At 71.1% G+C, this 14,104-nt stretch carries 14 protein-coding genes and 1 pseudogene; 8 read left to right on the top strand and 7 right to left on the bottom strand.

Features of this window, described 5'->3' with window-relative positions:
* Window positions 1-303: 303 nt before the first annotated feature.
* Complete coding sequence (locus ACWD26_RS37475; RefSeq protein ID WP_451277068.1) at window positions 304-1,176, bottom strand: LLM class flavin-dependent oxidoreductase; 873 nt, start codon at window positions 1,174-1,176, stop codon at window positions 304-306.
* 298 nt (window positions 1,177-1,474) lie between these two features.
* Between ACWD26_RS37475 and ACWD26_RS37470 the strand changes: the two genes are divergently transcribed.
* The gene (locus ACWD26_RS37470) at window positions 1,475-1,981 is read left to right on the top strand and encodes a Rieske (2Fe-2S) protein (protein ID WP_451277066.1); all 507 of its coding nucleotides are present in this window, start codon (window positions 1,475-1,477) and stop codon (window positions 1,979-1,981) included.
* A gap of 5 nt (window positions 1,982-1,986) precedes the next feature.
* On the opposite strand, the gene ACWD26_RS37465 is transcribed toward ACWD26_RS37470, so the two are convergent.
* A complete protein-coding gene (locus ACWD26_RS37465) occupies window positions 1,987-2,661 on the bottom strand; it encodes a cysteine hydrolase (RefSeq protein WP_451277064.1) in 675 nt (224 codons plus the stop codon).
* Window positions 2,662-2,766: 105 nt separating this feature from the next.
* On the opposite strand from ACWD26_RS37465, the gene ACWD26_RS37460 reads away from it, so the two are divergent.
* Window positions 2,767-3,234: a pyridoxamine 5'-phosphate oxidase family protein gene (locus ACWD26_RS37460; protein WP_451277062.1), complete on the top strand. Its 468-nt coding sequence runs from the start codon at window positions 2,767-2,769 to the stop codon at window positions 3,232-3,234.
* A gap of 46 nt (window positions 3,235-3,280) precedes the next feature.
* Here ACWD26_RS37460 and ACWD26_RS37455 read toward each other — a convergent pair whose 3' ends face one another.
* Window positions 3,281-4,189 (bottom strand): LysR family transcriptional regulator, encoded by a 909-nt coding sequence (locus ACWD26_RS37455; RefSeq protein WP_451277061.1) that lies wholly within the window; start codon window positions 4,187-4,189, stop codon window positions 3,281-3,283.
* 75 nt (window positions 4,190-4,264) lie between these two features.
* Between ACWD26_RS37455 and ACWD26_RS37450 the strand changes: the two genes are divergently transcribed.
* Window positions 4,265-5,194, top strand: coding sequence for a DMT family transporter (locus ACWD26_RS37450; RefSeq protein WP_451277059.1), 930 nt, complete (start codon window positions 4,265-4,267; stop codon window positions 5,192-5,194).
* Window positions 5,195-5,212: 18 nt separating this feature from the next.
* Here ACWD26_RS37450 and ACWD26_RS37445 read toward each other — a convergent pair whose 3' ends face one another.
* Complete coding sequence (locus ACWD26_RS37445; protein ID WP_451277057.1) at window positions 5,213-6,544, bottom strand: aminotransferase class I/II-fold pyridoxal phosphate-dependent enzyme; 1,332 nt, start codon at window positions 6,542-6,544, stop codon at window positions 5,213-5,215.
* 35 nt (window positions 6,545-6,579) lie between these two features.
* On the opposite strand from ACWD26_RS37445, the gene ACWD26_RS37440 reads away from it, so the two are divergent.
* Complete coding sequence (locus ACWD26_RS37440; RefSeq protein WP_451277055.1) at window positions 6,580-7,269, top strand: pyridoxamine 5'-phosphate oxidase family protein; 690 nt, start codon at window positions 6,580-6,582, stop codon at window positions 7,267-7,269.
* 308 nt (window positions 7,270-7,577) lie between these two features.
* Here ACWD26_RS37440 and ACWD26_RS37435 read toward each other — a convergent pair whose 3' ends face one another.
* Window positions 7,578-8,585 carry an EamA family transporter gene (locus ACWD26_RS37435; protein WP_451277053.1) on the bottom strand — a complete coding sequence of 336 codons (1,008 nt, stop codon included), beginning with the start codon at window positions 8,583-8,585 and terminating at the stop codon, window positions 7,578-7,580.
* A 60-nt stretch (window positions 8,586-8,645) separates the two neighbouring features.
* Window positions 8,646-9,209: a Clp protease N-terminal domain-containing protein gene (locus ACWD26_RS37430; RefSeq protein WP_451277052.1), complete on the bottom strand. Its 564-nt coding sequence runs from the start codon at window positions 9,207-9,209 to the stop codon at window positions 8,646-8,648.
* Between the two features lie 399 nt (window positions 9,210-9,608).
* Between ACWD26_RS37430 and ACWD26_RS37425 the strand changes: the two genes are divergently transcribed.
* Window positions 9,609-10,037, top strand: coding sequence for a type II toxin-antitoxin system Rv0910 family toxin (locus tag ACWD26_RS37425; RefSeq protein ID WP_451277050.1), 429 nt, complete (start codon window positions 9,609-9,611; stop codon window positions 10,035-10,037).
* A gap of 81 nt (window positions 10,038-10,118) precedes the next feature.
* On the opposite strand, the gene ACWD26_RS37420 is transcribed toward ACWD26_RS37425, so the two are convergent.
* A complete protein-coding gene (locus ACWD26_RS37420) occupies window positions 10,119-10,757 on the bottom strand; it encodes a PadR family transcriptional regulator (protein WP_451277048.1) in 639 nt (212 codons plus the stop codon).
* 325 nt (window positions 10,758-11,082) lie between these two features.
* On the opposite strand from ACWD26_RS37420, the pseudogene ACWD26_RS37415 reads away from it, so the two are divergent.
* The 3 genes and pseudogenes from ACWD26_RS37415 to ACWD26_RS37405 form a co-directional block, all read left to right on the top strand.
* Window positions 11,083-11,703 (top strand): annotated as a pseudogene (locus ACWD26_RS37415) (TnsA-like heteromeric transposase endonuclease subunit); the annotation flags it as partial.
* 473 nt (window positions 11,704-12,176) lie between these two features.
* On the top strand, window positions 12,177-12,827 hold the full coding sequence (locus tag ACWD26_RS37410) for an HAD family hydrolase (RefSeq protein ID WP_451277046.1): 651 nt from the start codon (window positions 12,177-12,179) through the stop codon (window positions 12,825-12,827).
* Between the two features lie 406 nt (window positions 12,828-13,233).
* The gene (locus ACWD26_RS37405) at window positions 13,234-14,013 is read left to right on the top strand and encodes an SDR family NAD(P)-dependent oxidoreductase (protein WP_451277044.1); all 780 of its coding nucleotides are present in this window, start codon (window positions 13,234-13,236) and stop codon (window positions 14,011-14,013) included.
* The last annotated feature ends 91 nt before the right edge of the window (window positions 14,014-14,104 follow it).

The following is a 14,104-nucleotide window of genomic DNA, read 5'->3' as shown; positions in this document are numbered from 1 at the left end:
GGCGGGCAGCGAGCAGCGAGCAGCGAGCAGCGAGCAGCGAGCAGCGAGCAGCGAGCAGCGAGCGGTAAACGAACACCCAAGGCGAGCGTCGCCCTGGCGTCACCCCGACGCGGTGGCGTCCACCGGGGCACTGGGCGACCCGGTGATCGGGGCGGCTCAGGTCATGGTGGAGCCGCTACCTCCCCCGCCCCACCCCCGGCCCCGGCCCCGGCCCCGGCCCCGGCCCCGGCCCCGGGAGAACGTAGACGCCGACCACGTCCCGCCCGGCGTCGAGGCAGCCGTCCTCGACGCCAGGCCCGGATGTCACCGTCCTGCTGCTCCGAGCACGGCCTCCAGCTGCCCGAGCGGATCCTCGCCCACGAAGCGCAGGACGACCGTGTCCGCGCCGGCCGCCGCGAGTTCACGAATGCCGTCGGTGGCTCGGGCGGCGTCGCCGGACACAGTGAAGACCTCCTCCTGGGGGCGGCCCAGCCAAGCGCCATGACCCTCGGTATGGGGGTGGAGGGTGCCGGCCACCTCGTCGGGGTCGTCGCCGACGCAGGCGAAGGCGAAGACGGTCAGGGTGTGGTCGGCAGTGGCGCCGCCCTTGGCGGTCAGCTCACGGATGTGTCGCAGGTCGCGCGGACCATGGCCCTCGGCGACCAGCGTGCCGTCGGCGACCCGGCCGGACAGTTCGAGGGAGCGGGGGCGCACCACGCCCGCGACGACCGGCGGGACCTCGGTCGGCGGATGCACCAACTTGACCCCGTCCAGCCGCACTTCACGCCCCACCACCTCGACGCGCTCACCGCTCAACAGCGCGCGCACGGAAGTGATCGTCTCCTCCAGCAGGGCCAGCGGGGAGCGGGGCGCGGCACCGACCTGGACCATCCACTCCCGCACGCCGTGCCCGATGCCGGCCACCAGCCGCCCGGGGAACACCCGGGCCAGCGTGGCCAGTTCCATCGCCAGCAGGGCCGGGCTGCGCAGCGGCGCCGGGGTGATACCGATGCCCACCCGCAGGCGGTGTGTCGCGCCCAGGGCCACGGCCGCCGCCGACACGCCGCCGTTCCAGCCGAGATCCTCCACCACCCACAGGTCATCCGCACCGAGCGCCTCGGCCCGCCGCGCGAACTCGGGCAACCCCTCCGGGGCCCAGTCGCGGTCGTACATCACACCGATCCGTACGTTCGTCATGTGGGGGAACCTATGCGGCGGACAACGAACAGATCAACGGCGTATCCGACCTGGCGAGCGTCCGCCCGGCAACACGGACCCGGCAGCGTGGTAGTGCCGCCGGGGCCAGGTCACTGGCGTGAAGCCCGCGAAGCCGGCCTCTCCGAAGGCGCCGTGGAACGACAGCATTCAGACAGCTGCATTTGACGCCACCGTGATCCCGGACAGGCCAAGATGTGCACCCTGTCTGAACGTTCAAGCACGGGCCCGCCGTATCCATGGGCGAAAGTGCGAAGCCATCTCGGAAGGAACCGTCAGCATGACCAGCGAAACGACCAAACCCGCTTCGATTCCGGGCCGTCGCACCGTCATGGCGGCAGCCGGCGTGGCGGGCCTCGCCGTCGCGCTGACCGCGTGCGGATCGGAGGACGACTCCTCCACCTCGGTCTCGTCCGGCGCCGGCGCGGGCGGCAGCGCGAGCAGTGACCCGACCGCCGAGGCCGGCAGCAGCACCACAGGGGGCGGCGACACCTCCGGCGGCACCGAGATCGCCAAGACCTCGGACATCCCCGAGGGCGGCGGCAAGATCTTCGAGAGCGAGGGCGTCGTCATCACCCAGCCGGAGGCGGGCACCTACAAGGCGTTCTCCTCCGCGTGCACCCACCAGGGGTGTGCCGTGAAGTCGATCTCCGACGGCGTGATCAACTGCCCCTGTCACAACAGCAACTTCTCGATCGCCGACGGCAGCGTGAAGAGCGGCCCGGCGACCAAGCCGCTGCCGACCAAGGAGGTCAGCGTCTCCGGCGAGTCGATCATGCTGGCCTGAGGTCGTCAGGTACCCGAAACCCGCCGTTCCGGCCGTCCGAGACAGGCCAGCACCTCGTCCGTGGTCGCGACCGTGGCGACCAGGGCGAGGGTGTGGCGGATCATCGCGGGGGTGTAGTCGGCAGGCACCCCCGCGATGGCGTCCCCGGGCACGACGACCGCGTAGCCGAGGTTCACCGCGTCGAACACCGCGTTCGGCACGGCCACATTGGCGGAGACACCGGTGACGATCAGCGTGCGGCACCCCAGATTGCGCAGCAGCGCGTCCACATCGGTGCCGGCCAGCGGGGACAGCCCATGCAGCCGCCGTACGATCAGGTCCTCCTCGGCGACCTCGATGGGCGGCGCGACACGGACGGCCGTCGTGCCCGTCAGCTGCTGTACGGGCAGCCGTTCGGCAGCGCGGAACAGGCGGGCGTTGCGGTTGGCGCCCCGCCCGTCGGGCCGCCGCTCGGCGATGGCGTGCAGGACCTGCACCCCGCTCTCGTGGGCCGCCGCGACCAGTCGGGCCACGTTGGCGAGTGCCCCCGACGACCGGGCCTCCCGGGCAAGCTCGGGCAGCGCGCCGTCCGGGCCGACGACACCGCGCTGGCACTCGACGGTGAGCAGGACGGTGGTGGCGGGATCGAGGAGCGCGCTCAGCTCCCGCTGCCTCTTCGACTCACTCGCGTACGACGGCATGGCGTCCCCTGGTGGTCGGCGATCGGGCGGGCGAGCGTAACGTCCCTTGCACATGGACGGAAGACGACCGATGCTCTTCTGACGCCACTCAGCGGAGGGGATTCCATGACCGTCACTCAGCGCCGAGGCCGGAAGATCATGATGGAGCCCGCCGAACTGGACGAGTTCTTGGGCGCTCAGCGGACCTGCCGGGTCGCGACGGTTTCGTCCGACGGAGCGCCGCACGTCAGCCCGCTCTGGTTCGTCTGGGACGGCACCTCGCTCTGGCTGTACTCGATCACCCGCAGCAGGCGCTGGGCCGCGCTGCGCCGCGATCCGCGTGTCGCCGTGGTGGTGGACGAGGGCGAGGAGTACGGGGAACTGCGCGGCGTCGAGCTGTCCGGGGCCGTCGAGTTCGTGGGCGAGGTGCCGCGCACGGGCGAGCCGAATCCCGAACTCGTCGAGGTGGAGCGGCTGTTCGCCCGCAAGAACTTCGGCATCGACGAGATGCCCCACGACGGAAGGCACGCCTGGCTGCGCCTGACACCGGAGGCGATCGCGTCCTGGGACTTCCGCAAGCTGGGTTCGCTGTAGTTCAGCTCTTCCCACTCACCCAGTCCCGCACCCCCACCACCACAGATCAGCCCGCTCCGCACGCGACCCCTGCCGCCCTCAGCGCCTCCACCGCCGCCCTGATCGACGGTCGCCGGTCGGCGTCCGCGCGCCACACCGCGTAGACGCTGCGGTGGACGCGACGGCGTACCGGCACGGTCCGCATACCGGCCGGCATCGGGTCGCGGCCGAGCCGCGGCGCGATGCAGACGCCCAACCCGGCGGCCACCAGGGCGAGTTGGGTGTGGTGTTCGCCGGCCCGGTGGGCGATGTGGGGCTCGATGCCGTTGGCGCGCAGTGTGTAGAGCAGCCATTCGTGGCAGAACTCGCCCTCCGGCCAGGCGACCCACGGTTCGTCGGCCAGTTCCTCCAGGGCGATCTCGTCCCGGCCGGCGAGCGGGTGGTCCTCGGGCAGCGCCACCTCCACCGGGTCGTCGAGGATCGCGGCCCTGGCGAGCCCCTCGGGCACGGGCAGCGGCTTGTTGTACCAGTCGAGGACGACGGCCAGGTCGACGTCGCCCCGGATCACCGCGTTGATCGCGAGCTCGGGTTCCAGCTCCCGCGAGCGCACGCGCAGCGCCGGATGGTCGTCGCGCAGGGCGCGGAAGACGGCGGGAAACAGCCCTCGGACGGCCGTCGGGAACGCGGCCAGCCGCAGCTCTCCGACGACCTGCCCCCGCTGCGCCTCCAGATCGGCCTGCGCCAGTTCGACCTGCGACAGGATCCGCGCGGCATGCTCGGCGAGCAGCCGCCCCGCGTCGGTGAGGCGGACGCCCCGCCCGTTCTTGGCCAGGAGCCGCTGCCCCACCTCCCGCTCCAGCTTGGCCATCTGCTGCGAGACGGCCGAGGTCGTCACATGCAGCCCGTCGGCCGCCCCGCTGACCGAGCCGTGCCGGGCGAGGGCGTCGAGGGTGCGCAGGCGCTCCAGGTTCAACATGTAAGCGATGCTACGAGATTCAGCTCATCAAATCTCGCTTGTGCTACAAGATTGCCGGGCACCATCGTTGTGGGCATGACCACCGTCACGCCCACCCGAGCCTCCGCCCACGCCCCCGAACGCCGGCGCGCCACCTTCGACTGGCGGCTGCGCTTCGCTTTCCTCTCCCTCATCTGGGGCTTCAGCTTCCTCCTCATCAAGGTGGGTACGGAGGCGTACGCGCCGTTCCAAGTCACCTTCGGCCGACTGCTGTTCGGCACGCTGGTCCTCGCGGCGGCGATGGCGGTCAAGCGGGAGCGACTGCCGCGCGGCGTCCGCACCTGGGGGCATCTCGCGGTGGCGGCCTTCTTCCTGAACGCGCTGCCGTTCTCGCTCTTCGCCTACGCGGAACTGACGATCCCGTCCACACTGGCGGGCATCTGCAACGCGACCTCGCCCCTGTGGGGCATGGCCCTCTCAATGGTCGCCCTGTCCGAGGACCGTCCGACGCGGGTCCGGGTCGCCGGTCTCGGCCTCGGCTTCCTCGGCGTGCTCACCGTGCTCGGCGTCTGGCAGGGCTTCAGCGGCCTGGACGCGAGAGGCACCGCGATGGCCCTGCTCGCCTCCCTCAGCTACCCGATCGGCTGGATCTACATCCGCCGCACCCTGGCCGGCACCACCACGTCGCACCTCTCCCTCACCGGCGCCCAACTCCTGCTCGCCACCGCCCAACTGGCCTTCGTCACCCCGCTGTTCACCACCCTGCCGAGCGGCTTCCCGGTCCTGCCCCTGCTGGCGGTGGTCGCGCTGGGCACCCTCGGCACGGGCGTCGCCATGCTCGTCCAGTACGGCATCGTCTCCGAGGTCGGCCCGACGACCGCCCAGATGGTCACCTACTTCATCCCGGTCATCGCCACGGCCGCCGGTGTCGCGCTCCTCGACGAGCCCCTGACGTGGTCGACCCCGGTCGGCGCGGCGATCGTCCTGGCGGGCGCGGCCCTGACACAGGCCAAGCCGCGCACCTGACCGCCCACTCGATCGACGTCACACATACCCCCCGCCGGCCGCCGGCCCGACCGCCGACGCCACCGCGTCCGCCACCCGTGCGATCTCCTCCTCCGTGAGCCTGGAGACCGTGATCCGGATTCCCTGCGGGGCGTTCATCCGGAAGCGGGCGCCGGGCGCGACGGCCCAGCCGGCGTGCAGCAGCCGGGCGACCGCACCGGTCTCGTCGGGCACCCGGATCCACACGTTCATCCCGCTGACCCCGTGCGCCTCGACCCCGCGCTCCGCGAGCGCTCCGATCAGCGCGTCCCGCCGCCGCCCGTACGACGCCGCCACGGCCGACGCGTCCACCGAGCCTCCCGACCACAGCCGTACGACGGCCCGCTGCACCAGCCGGCTCACCCAGCCCGGCCCCAAGCGCTGCCGCCCCCGCACCCGGTCGACGGTGGCCGCGTCCCCGGTGAGCACGGCGAGCCGCAGGTCCGGGCCGTACGCCTTGGCGACCGACCGCACGAAGGCCCAGCTGCGGGTGACACCGGCCAGCGGATGGAGGGGCTGGTCGACGATCCGGTAGCCGTGATCGTCCTCGATGAGCAGGGTCTGCGGATGCCCCCTCAGCACGGACCGCAGGGCACGCGCGCGTGCGGCGCTCACGGCCGCACCGGTCGGGTTCTGCGCCCGGTCGGTGACGATCAGGGCCCGCGCCCCGGCCTCCAGGGCCTTGCGTACGTCGCCGGCGAGCGGCCCTTCGTCGTCGACGCCGACCGGGACGACCCGCAGCCCGAGCGCCGGCACGAGGTCGAGCACACTGCCCCACCCCGGGTCCTCCACGGCGACGGCGTCCCCGGGCTTGAGGTGGACCGCGAGAACCCGCTCGATGGCGTCGAGTGACCCGGAGGTGACGGTGACCGGCCCGTCCGGCACCCCGTCCGCGTCCAGATCGGCCCGCGCGATGCGCGTCAACTCGGGCTCCACGGCCCCCGATCCGTACAGCACCGGCTCGCGGTCACCCTGTTCGGCGGCCGCCGCGAAGACCTCCGCGAGGCGCGGCAGCAACGTCGTGTCGGGATTGCCGTCGGCGAGGTCCCGCACGCCCTCCGGCACCTCCACCCGGATGTACTCGCGCCCTGTGGTGGCCGGCCGAGGCCGCACACGGCTCCCTCGCCGCCCGGCGGTCTCGATGACCCCGCGCTCGCGCAGCGTGCGGTAGGCGGCCGCGACGGTGTTCGGATTCACCCCGAGCCGCTCCGCCAACTCCCGCATGGGCGGCAGCAGTTGGCCGGGCTCCAAGTCGCCCGCCCCCACCGCCTGTTCGACGTCGGCCGCAATCTCCGCTGCGCGCCGCCCGGTGATCATGTATTCTCCTAGCACAAAGCAGATTATGCACTAGTGCAATGGAGAGCGCAATGACGGGGCCTCAGCCGACGACACCGCAGTCCGCCACGTACACCGCGACCGACCGCACCGTCCCCACCCGGGCCCCACAGCGGGCCTCGTACGACAAGGAACTGGTGCACTCGATACTCGACGAGGGGTACGTCTGCCATCTCGGCTTCGTCCGTGACGGCGCCCCGGTGGTCCTGCCCACCCTGTACGGGCGGGTCGGCGAGACGCTCTACGTACACGGTTCGACCGGGTCGCGCCCGCTGCGGATGACGGGCCAGGCCGACCCGGGCCTTCCGGTGTGCCTGACAGTCACACACGTGGACGCCCTGATCCTGGCCCGTTCCGGCTTCCACCACTCGATCAACTACCGCTCCGTGGTGGTGCACGGCATCGCCCACCAGGTCACCGACCCGGAGGAGCGGCGCATCGCCCTGGACGCCCTCGTCGACCACGCCGTCCCGGGCCGCTCGCGGGACTCCCGGCCCGCCAACCCCAAGGAGTTCGCGGCCACCGCCGTGATCCGCCTGGACCTGACGGAGGTCTCCGCCAAGGCCCGCACCGGCGGCGTCAACGACGAGCCCGAGGACCTCGCCCTCCCCCACTGGGCCGGCGTCGTCCCCCTCCGCAAGGGCTACGACACCCCGATCCCGGACCCCGTCCTGGCCCCCGGCACCGACCTCCCCGAGTACCTCAAGACTCTGACGCGCTGATCAACCCCTGGGACGCCCCACGCGACGACACGGAACGGCAGCGCCGGCTCGCCCTTGCACGGCTTACGGCTTCGGCCGACTCGCGGTCAACGGCGTGCCCGGCGAACCGCCCCACGTCCAGCCTGGGGGCGGCCCCGGCGACGCCGCAGCGATCCGACGCCAACCGGGCCAACGGGGCATGTGGTCACCGGCCGACCGACCGCGCCCCTCAAGGGGCGCGGGGAACTGCGCGAGCAACCACACACCGCCCGCAGACCGCAGACCGCAGACCGCAGACCGCAGACCGCAGACCGCAGATCCCAACGGCGTCACCGGCCACTCCTCACCGACAACTCCGCCTCGACCCCTCCCCCACCGGCCACAACCTGCCGCCGCGCCCCCTTCGAAGGCGTGGACCGCTGCGCGACGAACGCCCCGGCCAACACCACCACCCCACCCACGATCTGCGGCGCCGAGAGCCGCTCCCCCAGCAACACCCACGCGAGCACAGTCGCGACGACCGCCTCAAGACACGCCACCACCCCCGCCACCTGCGGGGACAACCGCCGCACGGCCACCACCCCGGTGACGTACGCGATCACCGTGGCGATCAGCACGACCCACCCGAGCAGCAGCCACGCCGGGACAGCCGTCCCGTCCATCCACGCGACGCCCCCGAGCACCGCCCAGTCCATCCCCCACGGCCGGGCCACCACCGTGAGCACCACCGCGCCCACGAGCAGCCCGTAGGCGATGACCCCGAGCGGGTCCGGCGCCTCCGCCCCCGCGTCACTGCCTTGGTCGGACAGCACGAAGTACCCGGCCTGACAACAGGCCGCCCCGAGCGCCAGCAGCAATCCCAGCGGGTCGAAGCTCAACCCCGACCAGATCTCGACGACACAGGCGAGGCCTCCGACCGCGAGGACGACCCCGGCCGCCGCGGCCCGCGTCACCGGCCTCCGCTGCACGAACCGCACCCAGCCGAGGACGAGGGCCGGCCCGAGGTACTCCACGAGGAGGGCGACGCCGACAGGGATGCGCGAGATCGAGGCGAAGTAGAAGGCCTGCACACCGGCCACGGCCAGCAGCCCGAACCCGACCAGCAGCGCGGGACGCCGGCGCACCAGATCCCGGTGGCGCACGGCCAGCGGCAACATCACCAGCGCGGCGCCCACGACCCGCAGCCACACCACGTGGAGCGGGTCGAGCCCCGCCTCGATGAGCGGCTTGGCCGCCGTACCGGATCCACCGAAGGCGACCGCGGACCCGAGCGCGAGCCACAGCCCGGCGCCCCGCCCGCGCTGCGTCTGACTCCCCTGAGACGTATGCACCGGCACATGATGACAGCCGACGACAGGAGCGTCATCCCCGATGACACCTGTCTCAACGGCTGGACGTCAGGCCGAGGCCTCCCGACGGCCCCCTTCCACCACGTCCCCCTCGCCCTCACCCGCCCAGGCGATCCGCCGAGCCACCGCCCCCACGTCGACACCCACCTCGCCCATCACCTCCACGGCCCGCGACCCGGCGGCCGCGACCAGCACCGCGAGCAGGTCGACGCCATGGGCCAGCCGCTCACCGCGCCGCACGGCACGGTCGTACGCCTGCGCCATCGCCCGAGCCGCCACCGGCGACCAGCCGGGCGTGCCCGGGGCTCCCGGTACGGCACCGATGTCCTCGATGCCGATCTGCCAGCGCAGCCCGTAGCCGATGCTGCGCTGCACGAGATAGCCGAGCAACCGGGCGACCTGCGGACTCTCGAAAACGGCGCGGACCTCGGGGTCGGACTCCAGCAGCGTGTGCAGCAGATGGGCCGTGTCGATCTGTCGGTCCCCGTCCCGCAGGGCCCGTCTGCGCGCACCGGCGACCACCGAGGCCAGCTCATCGGTGAGCCTGCTCTCGATCTCCACATGGTTCGGACCGTGGGCTACGGCGGACTGCCGGGGGATACGGGATCGCACGTCCTCTACCCCATCAGCCCCACCAGCCCGAGTCATCCACGAAAGGAAGCATCTTCGCGTCCGACGCGGGTTGTGTAAGGACGAGCCACGTCTCCTCCCTACGGATGAGATCCGCCGTCCTCACGTAAGGGGCGTGCGCCGCCTTGTCATGCGCCCCGTACGCAACCACATCGCACCCGCGCTCGCCCCCACCGCATGGAGAGCGGGTGCTGGCTGGTGGCCCTGCCGGCAATCGACGGCAGACATGTGTACCGGGTGTACGTGCCCGAGGACGCGCTCCCCGCCGACCTGTTCCGGAAGGCCTGGTGCCACACTTCCTGACGGTTCATCAGTATTGAATGTTCCCAACCCCACGGCTACGTTCCGCGACACCACCGTCCGAGACGAAGGGGTTGTCGCATGGCCGATGTCAGCGCGGAGGCACGCATCGAGGCACCCGCCGAACAGGTCTGGGCCCGGCTCGTCGACTGGTCCGCTTACGGCGAGTGGAACACGACCCACACCGGCTTTCCCAAGGGTGGCCCGGCGACCCTCGAAGTGGGCGGCACCTTCCAGGAGAACCTGAAGCTCATGGGCTTCCCCGCGGAGGTCCAGTGGACCATCGCCGAACTGGAACCCGCCCGCACCCTGGCCATCCAGGGCAAGGGCCCGATGGCCGTGGACCTCGCCACCCGCTACACCCTCACCCCCGACGGAGACACCACCACGGTCCGCGTCGACGGCCGCTTCACCGGCGCGGCCGTCTCCCTGATGGCGGGCAAGCTGAAGGACTCCGCCACGGCAGCCCTCAGCGAGTCACTCCGCAAGCTGGGCGCCCTGGTGAAGTAACTCCCGAGCCCGCGCAGCCACACGAAAGCGCCCCGCGGAAACCACCGCGGGGCGCTCTCAGGTGTTACTCACCGCCCGCTGTCAGTCCTCGTCGGCGAGGATCAGATACAGCTTCTTGCGGGCCTCGTTGATCACCGCCAGCGCCTTGTCGCGCTGGTCCTTGTCGCCGGTCTTCCAGACCTGGCCGAACGCCTCCATCAGACCGAAGCCGGCCTGCCGGATCTCGCTCAGCGCCTCCCAGTCGACCCCGCGCCCGGCCTCCTCCCAAGGAGCCTCGGGCCCGTCGTCGGCGGCGGTGCGCCCGGCCTCGGTGAGCGAGAACAGCTTCTTGCCGCCCTCGGTCGCGCTGGCGATCAGCCCCTCGTCCTCCAGCAGTTGGAGGGTGGGGTACACCGAGCCGGGGCTGGGCTTCCACGCCCCGCCGCTGCGCTCAGCGATCTCCTGGATCATCTCGTAGCCGTGCATGGGCCGGTCCTTGAGGAGGGCCAGGATCGACGCGCGCACATCACCGCGCCGCGCCCTCCCCCTCGGTCCGCCTCGCCCGCGCCCGCCCCAGGGGCCACCACCGAAGGGTCCGAACGGCCCGGGACCACCATGCCCCGGCCCGAAGGGCCCGAAAGCGGCGCGCAGCGCCTCGGCGTCACCTCGACCGCGGGGGTGGTCCCCACCACGGCGTCCGTGCCCACGCTCGAATCCGAAGTCCTGTCCATGGGAACGCATGGCAATCACTCCATTCCATCGTTGATCTGTCGCGATGCTTCAACGATATATCGGAACCTGTCGCATGACAACCCCCCACCGCGCACCCAGGTGTCCTGTCTCAGTCATCGAGTCGTTCTCTCAACGAACCGAGTCGTTCGGGCTTCTGTCTCAGCGAACCTAGTCGCGCCGCTGAGGGCGCTGATGGTGCTGGATGGCTGTACCGGCTGGGGTGGATCAGGCGGGGCCGTGCATCGAGTTGTCGTACGTCGACGCGGTACACGGGCGTCGACGGTGTCCGCTGCGGGACTGCGTGACGGGCCGGTTCTAGAATGTCGACCCGGTACGTTCGTTCCGCTGGTCGCGCGGTGAGCGTCATTTCCCGGGCTGGTACTGGGCGGCGACGACCGGGCGGCACGTCGGCTTCGAGTCGTGGCTGGAGCGGGACCGGCTGCTGCTCATGGACTTCGACCCGAGCGTGGTGGGGATCAGCTCGCAGCCGTTCTGGCTGCACTGGCATGACGGCGAGCGGGAGCGTCGGCACGCCCCGGACTACTTCATCCGCCGCGCGGACGGCTCCGCCGTGGTCGTCGATGTCCGTGCGGACGAGCGGATCGAGCCGAAGGACGCCGAAGCATTCGAGGTGACGCGCCTGGTCTGTGCCCAGGCTGGGTGGAGGTTCGACCGGCTGGGGATACCGGACGCGGTGCTGCTGGCGAATATCCGGTGGCTGTCGCGCTACCGGCACCCCCGATGTCTGCACGACCCGGCCGCGGCCAGGCTCCGGGAGGTCTTCTCAAACCCGGGGCCACTGATGGCGGGGGCGGATGCGGCAGGGGACCGGCTGTCGACGCTGCCGGTGTTGTTCCACGTCCTCTGGCTTCAGGTGCTGATCGCCGAGGACATGACGGTCGAGTTGCTGGGACCTCGCACAATCGTGCACTTGGCCAGCGGAGTTGCCTGGTGACTGGCAAGAGCGGGGTGCCGCAGACCTCCCGGATCGCGGAGTTCCCCGCAGCTGCCGCCGAACAGGCCCGCTCGTAAGGGAGGCACATCCTGGAGGTTCTGCACGGTCTGCCGCCAGACGCTCCGGAAGGGGCCAAGCCGCGGCCGGAGTTCGACCCGAAGCGGCACTCGCTGGCCCCAGCGCGAGCGGGCCAAGGCTGCCGAGATGACAGCGGCTGGGCATCAGGTGTCGGCCAGCGGCATCACGCAACGGCGCCAGCGTTGCGCTCTCGCACCAGGGCACCCGCCACCACGCCAGCCCTCTGAAGCCGACGCCGAAACACGGTGGAGCCCGTTCCACCCCTACTACCCCTGCTGAGTAGCTCTGCAGAAGTCCGTCCTTGACGATTCACAACATCCGCTTCGCCGACCTCGTGCCGATGCCAGCCGGAAACTGACCTGCCTCGCCCCAGGTTCCATGATCTACTCCCGGTCATGCCGTTGTTGCTGCTGGACCTCGACAACACCCTTGTCGACCGGGATGCGGCCTTCCGCGCCGCCGTCGCCCACTTTCTTGCCGAGCACAACCTCCCCGCAACCGACCTCACAAGGGTGATGGCGATCGACGCAAGCGGCTACACCGCGCGTCACGAAGTCGCCGCAGCCCTCACCGACCGATACGGCGACGTCGTGCCAACCGCCGCAATCCGCGCCCTTCTCGACAACGGCGCCGCTGACCGCGTCGTCCTGGCTCACTCGGCCCGCGAGGCGCTGGGCAACGCCACCGCGGACGGCTGGACTTGCGCCATCGTCACCAATGGGCGCACCACCCAGCAGGAAGCGAAGATCCGAAAAACCGGACTCGACCAACTCGTCCACGGCTGGGTCGTCTCCGAAGCAGTCGGCCACAAGAAACCAGAACCGGAGATCTTCCAAGCGGCAGCCGATGCCGTCAGTGTCCCCCTCCCGGGCTCGTGGGTCATCGGCGATTCACCCAGCGCCGACATCGCGGGCGCCCACACGCTCGGTCTTCGAAGCGTGTGGGTGACGGACGGACGTGCCTGGACCCAGGACTCCTACCAGCCCACCCACATCGCTGAGGACGTCGCCTCCGCGATCAACCACGCCATCAGAACGTCGGGATAGGCGCCGCAAACCCGTCACACCCCGAGACCTGCCGTTTTGTCTCAACGCACCCAGTCCACGCGTCTCATCCAATCCCAGTCCACGCAGGTCACCGGCACGAGCACGACTAACTTCGCTGAGACAGGACAGCCGCTCGACTCTGCCTTGGCCGCTCCCGGACCCCGACAACACCCCTGGTGGACGCGGCGCAACCCTCCTTGAGGCCGACGTCCTCCTCACCGAGCACCCGCTGCCAAGCCGACCTCGTGTGCATGACCACCATCGACACCGGTCACTACGCCCCTCGTCACTCACCGCACGCCGACATCGCGGGCGCAACGCACCCGGCCCGCGCAGCGTGTGGCTGGCAACGGCGTCAGCGGTCCCCGCGCGCCGGCCCCGTCAACTCGCCCTCTAGGGTGCGGGAATGATCTCCAACAGCTACCTCTCCGAACTGTTCTCGCTGGACGGCCGGGTCGCCGTGGTCACGGGCGGCAGCTCCGGGATCGGCAAGGCCATCGCCAGGGCCCTCGCACGGGCGGGAGCGAGCGTGGTGATCGTCGCCCGCAAGGAGGCGGAACTGACGGCCACGGTCGACGAACTGGCGGCGGAGGGCTGCCGGGCGGCCCGGGTGAGCGGCGACCTGAGCACCAGAGCCGGCGTGCGCGCGGCGACGGAGCAGGCGGTCGAGGCGTTCGGCGAGCCCGACATCCTCGTCAACAGCGCCGGGATCAATCTGCGTCCGCCGATGAGCGAGCTGGGCGAGGACGTGTGGGACGCCACGATGGCCGTGAACCTGGACGCGCCCTTCCTCCTCGGTCAGCGCTTCGGGCCCGGCATGGCGGAGCGGGGCTTCGGCCGGATCATCCACATCACCTCCCAGCAGGCGCACCGGGCGTTCGTCCGAAGCGGCGCGTACGGGGTCTCCAAGGGTGCCCTGGAGTCGCTGGCCCGCTCTCAGGCCGAGGAGTGGTCGCCGTACGGCGTCACCTGCAACACCCTGGTCCCGGGCTTCGTCCCGACCCCGCTCAACACGCGGTTGTCGTCCGACCCGGAGAAGGTGGCCGCGCTCGCCGCACGCACCCTGGCCGGACGCAACGGCCTGCCCGACGACTTCGCCGGAGCGGCGGTGTTCCTGGCCGGCCGCTCAGCCGGCTACATCACCGGCCAGGCGATCTTCGTCGACGGCGGCTTCTCGGTCCACTAGTGTCCTGCGCCAGTAGTTGATCGTTAGTTGGTGTGTGACTTCTACTGCTGGTGCGTCAGTTCCTCGTCGTGGCCCGAAACTGGTGCCGTTG

The organism is Streptomyces sp. NPDC002787 (assembly GCF_053592095.1).
The sequence above is the reverse complement of the archived record's forward strand: the minus strand, read 5'-3'. Positions and strand labels throughout refer to the sequence as shown.

Bases quoted from the DNA above. Each gene is read 5' to 3' on its own strand.
- ACWD26_RS37475 (WP_451277068.1), bottom strand. From the start codon at position 1,176: ATGACGAACGTACGGATCGGTGTGATGTACGACCGCGACTGGGCCCCG.
- ACWD26_RS37470 (WP_451277066.1), top strand. From the start codon at position 1,475: ATGACCAGCGAAACGACCAAACCCGCTTCGATTCCGGGCCGTCGCACC.
- ACWD26_RS37465 (WP_451277064.1), bottom strand. From the start codon at position 2,661: ATGCCGTCGTACGCGAGTGAGTCGAAGAGGCAGCGGGAGCTGAGCGCG.
- ACWD26_RS37460 (WP_451277062.1), top strand. From the start codon at position 2,767: ATGACCGTCACTCAGCGCCGAGGCCGGAAGATCATGATGGAGCCCGCC.
- ACWD26_RS37455 (WP_451277061.1), bottom strand. From the start codon at position 4,189: ATGTTGAACCTGGAGCGCCTGCGCACCCTCGACGCCCTCGCCCGGCAC.
- ACWD26_RS37450 (WP_451277059.1), top strand. From the start codon at position 4,265: ATGACCACCGTCACGCCCACCCGAGCCTCCGCCCACGCCCCCGAACGC.
- ACWD26_RS37440 (WP_451277055.1), top strand. From the start codon at position 6,580: ATGACGGGGCCTCAGCCGACGACACCGCAGTCCGCCACGTACACCGCG.
- ACWD26_RS37425 (WP_451277050.1), top strand. From the start codon at position 9,609: ATGGCCGATGTCAGCGCGGAGGCACGCATCGAGGCACCCGCCGAACAG.
- ACWD26_RS37420 (WP_451277048.1), bottom strand. From the start codon at position 10,757: ATGCGTTCCCATGGACAGGACTTCGGATTCGAGCGTGGGCACGGACGC.
- ACWD26_RS37410 (WP_451277046.1), top strand. From the start codon at position 12,177: ATGCCGTTGTTGCTGCTGGACCTCGACAACACCCTTGTCGACCGGGAT.
- ACWD26_RS37405 (WP_451277044.1), top strand. From the start codon at position 13,234: ATGATCTCCAACAGCTACCTCTCCGAACTGTTCTCGCTGGACGGCCGG.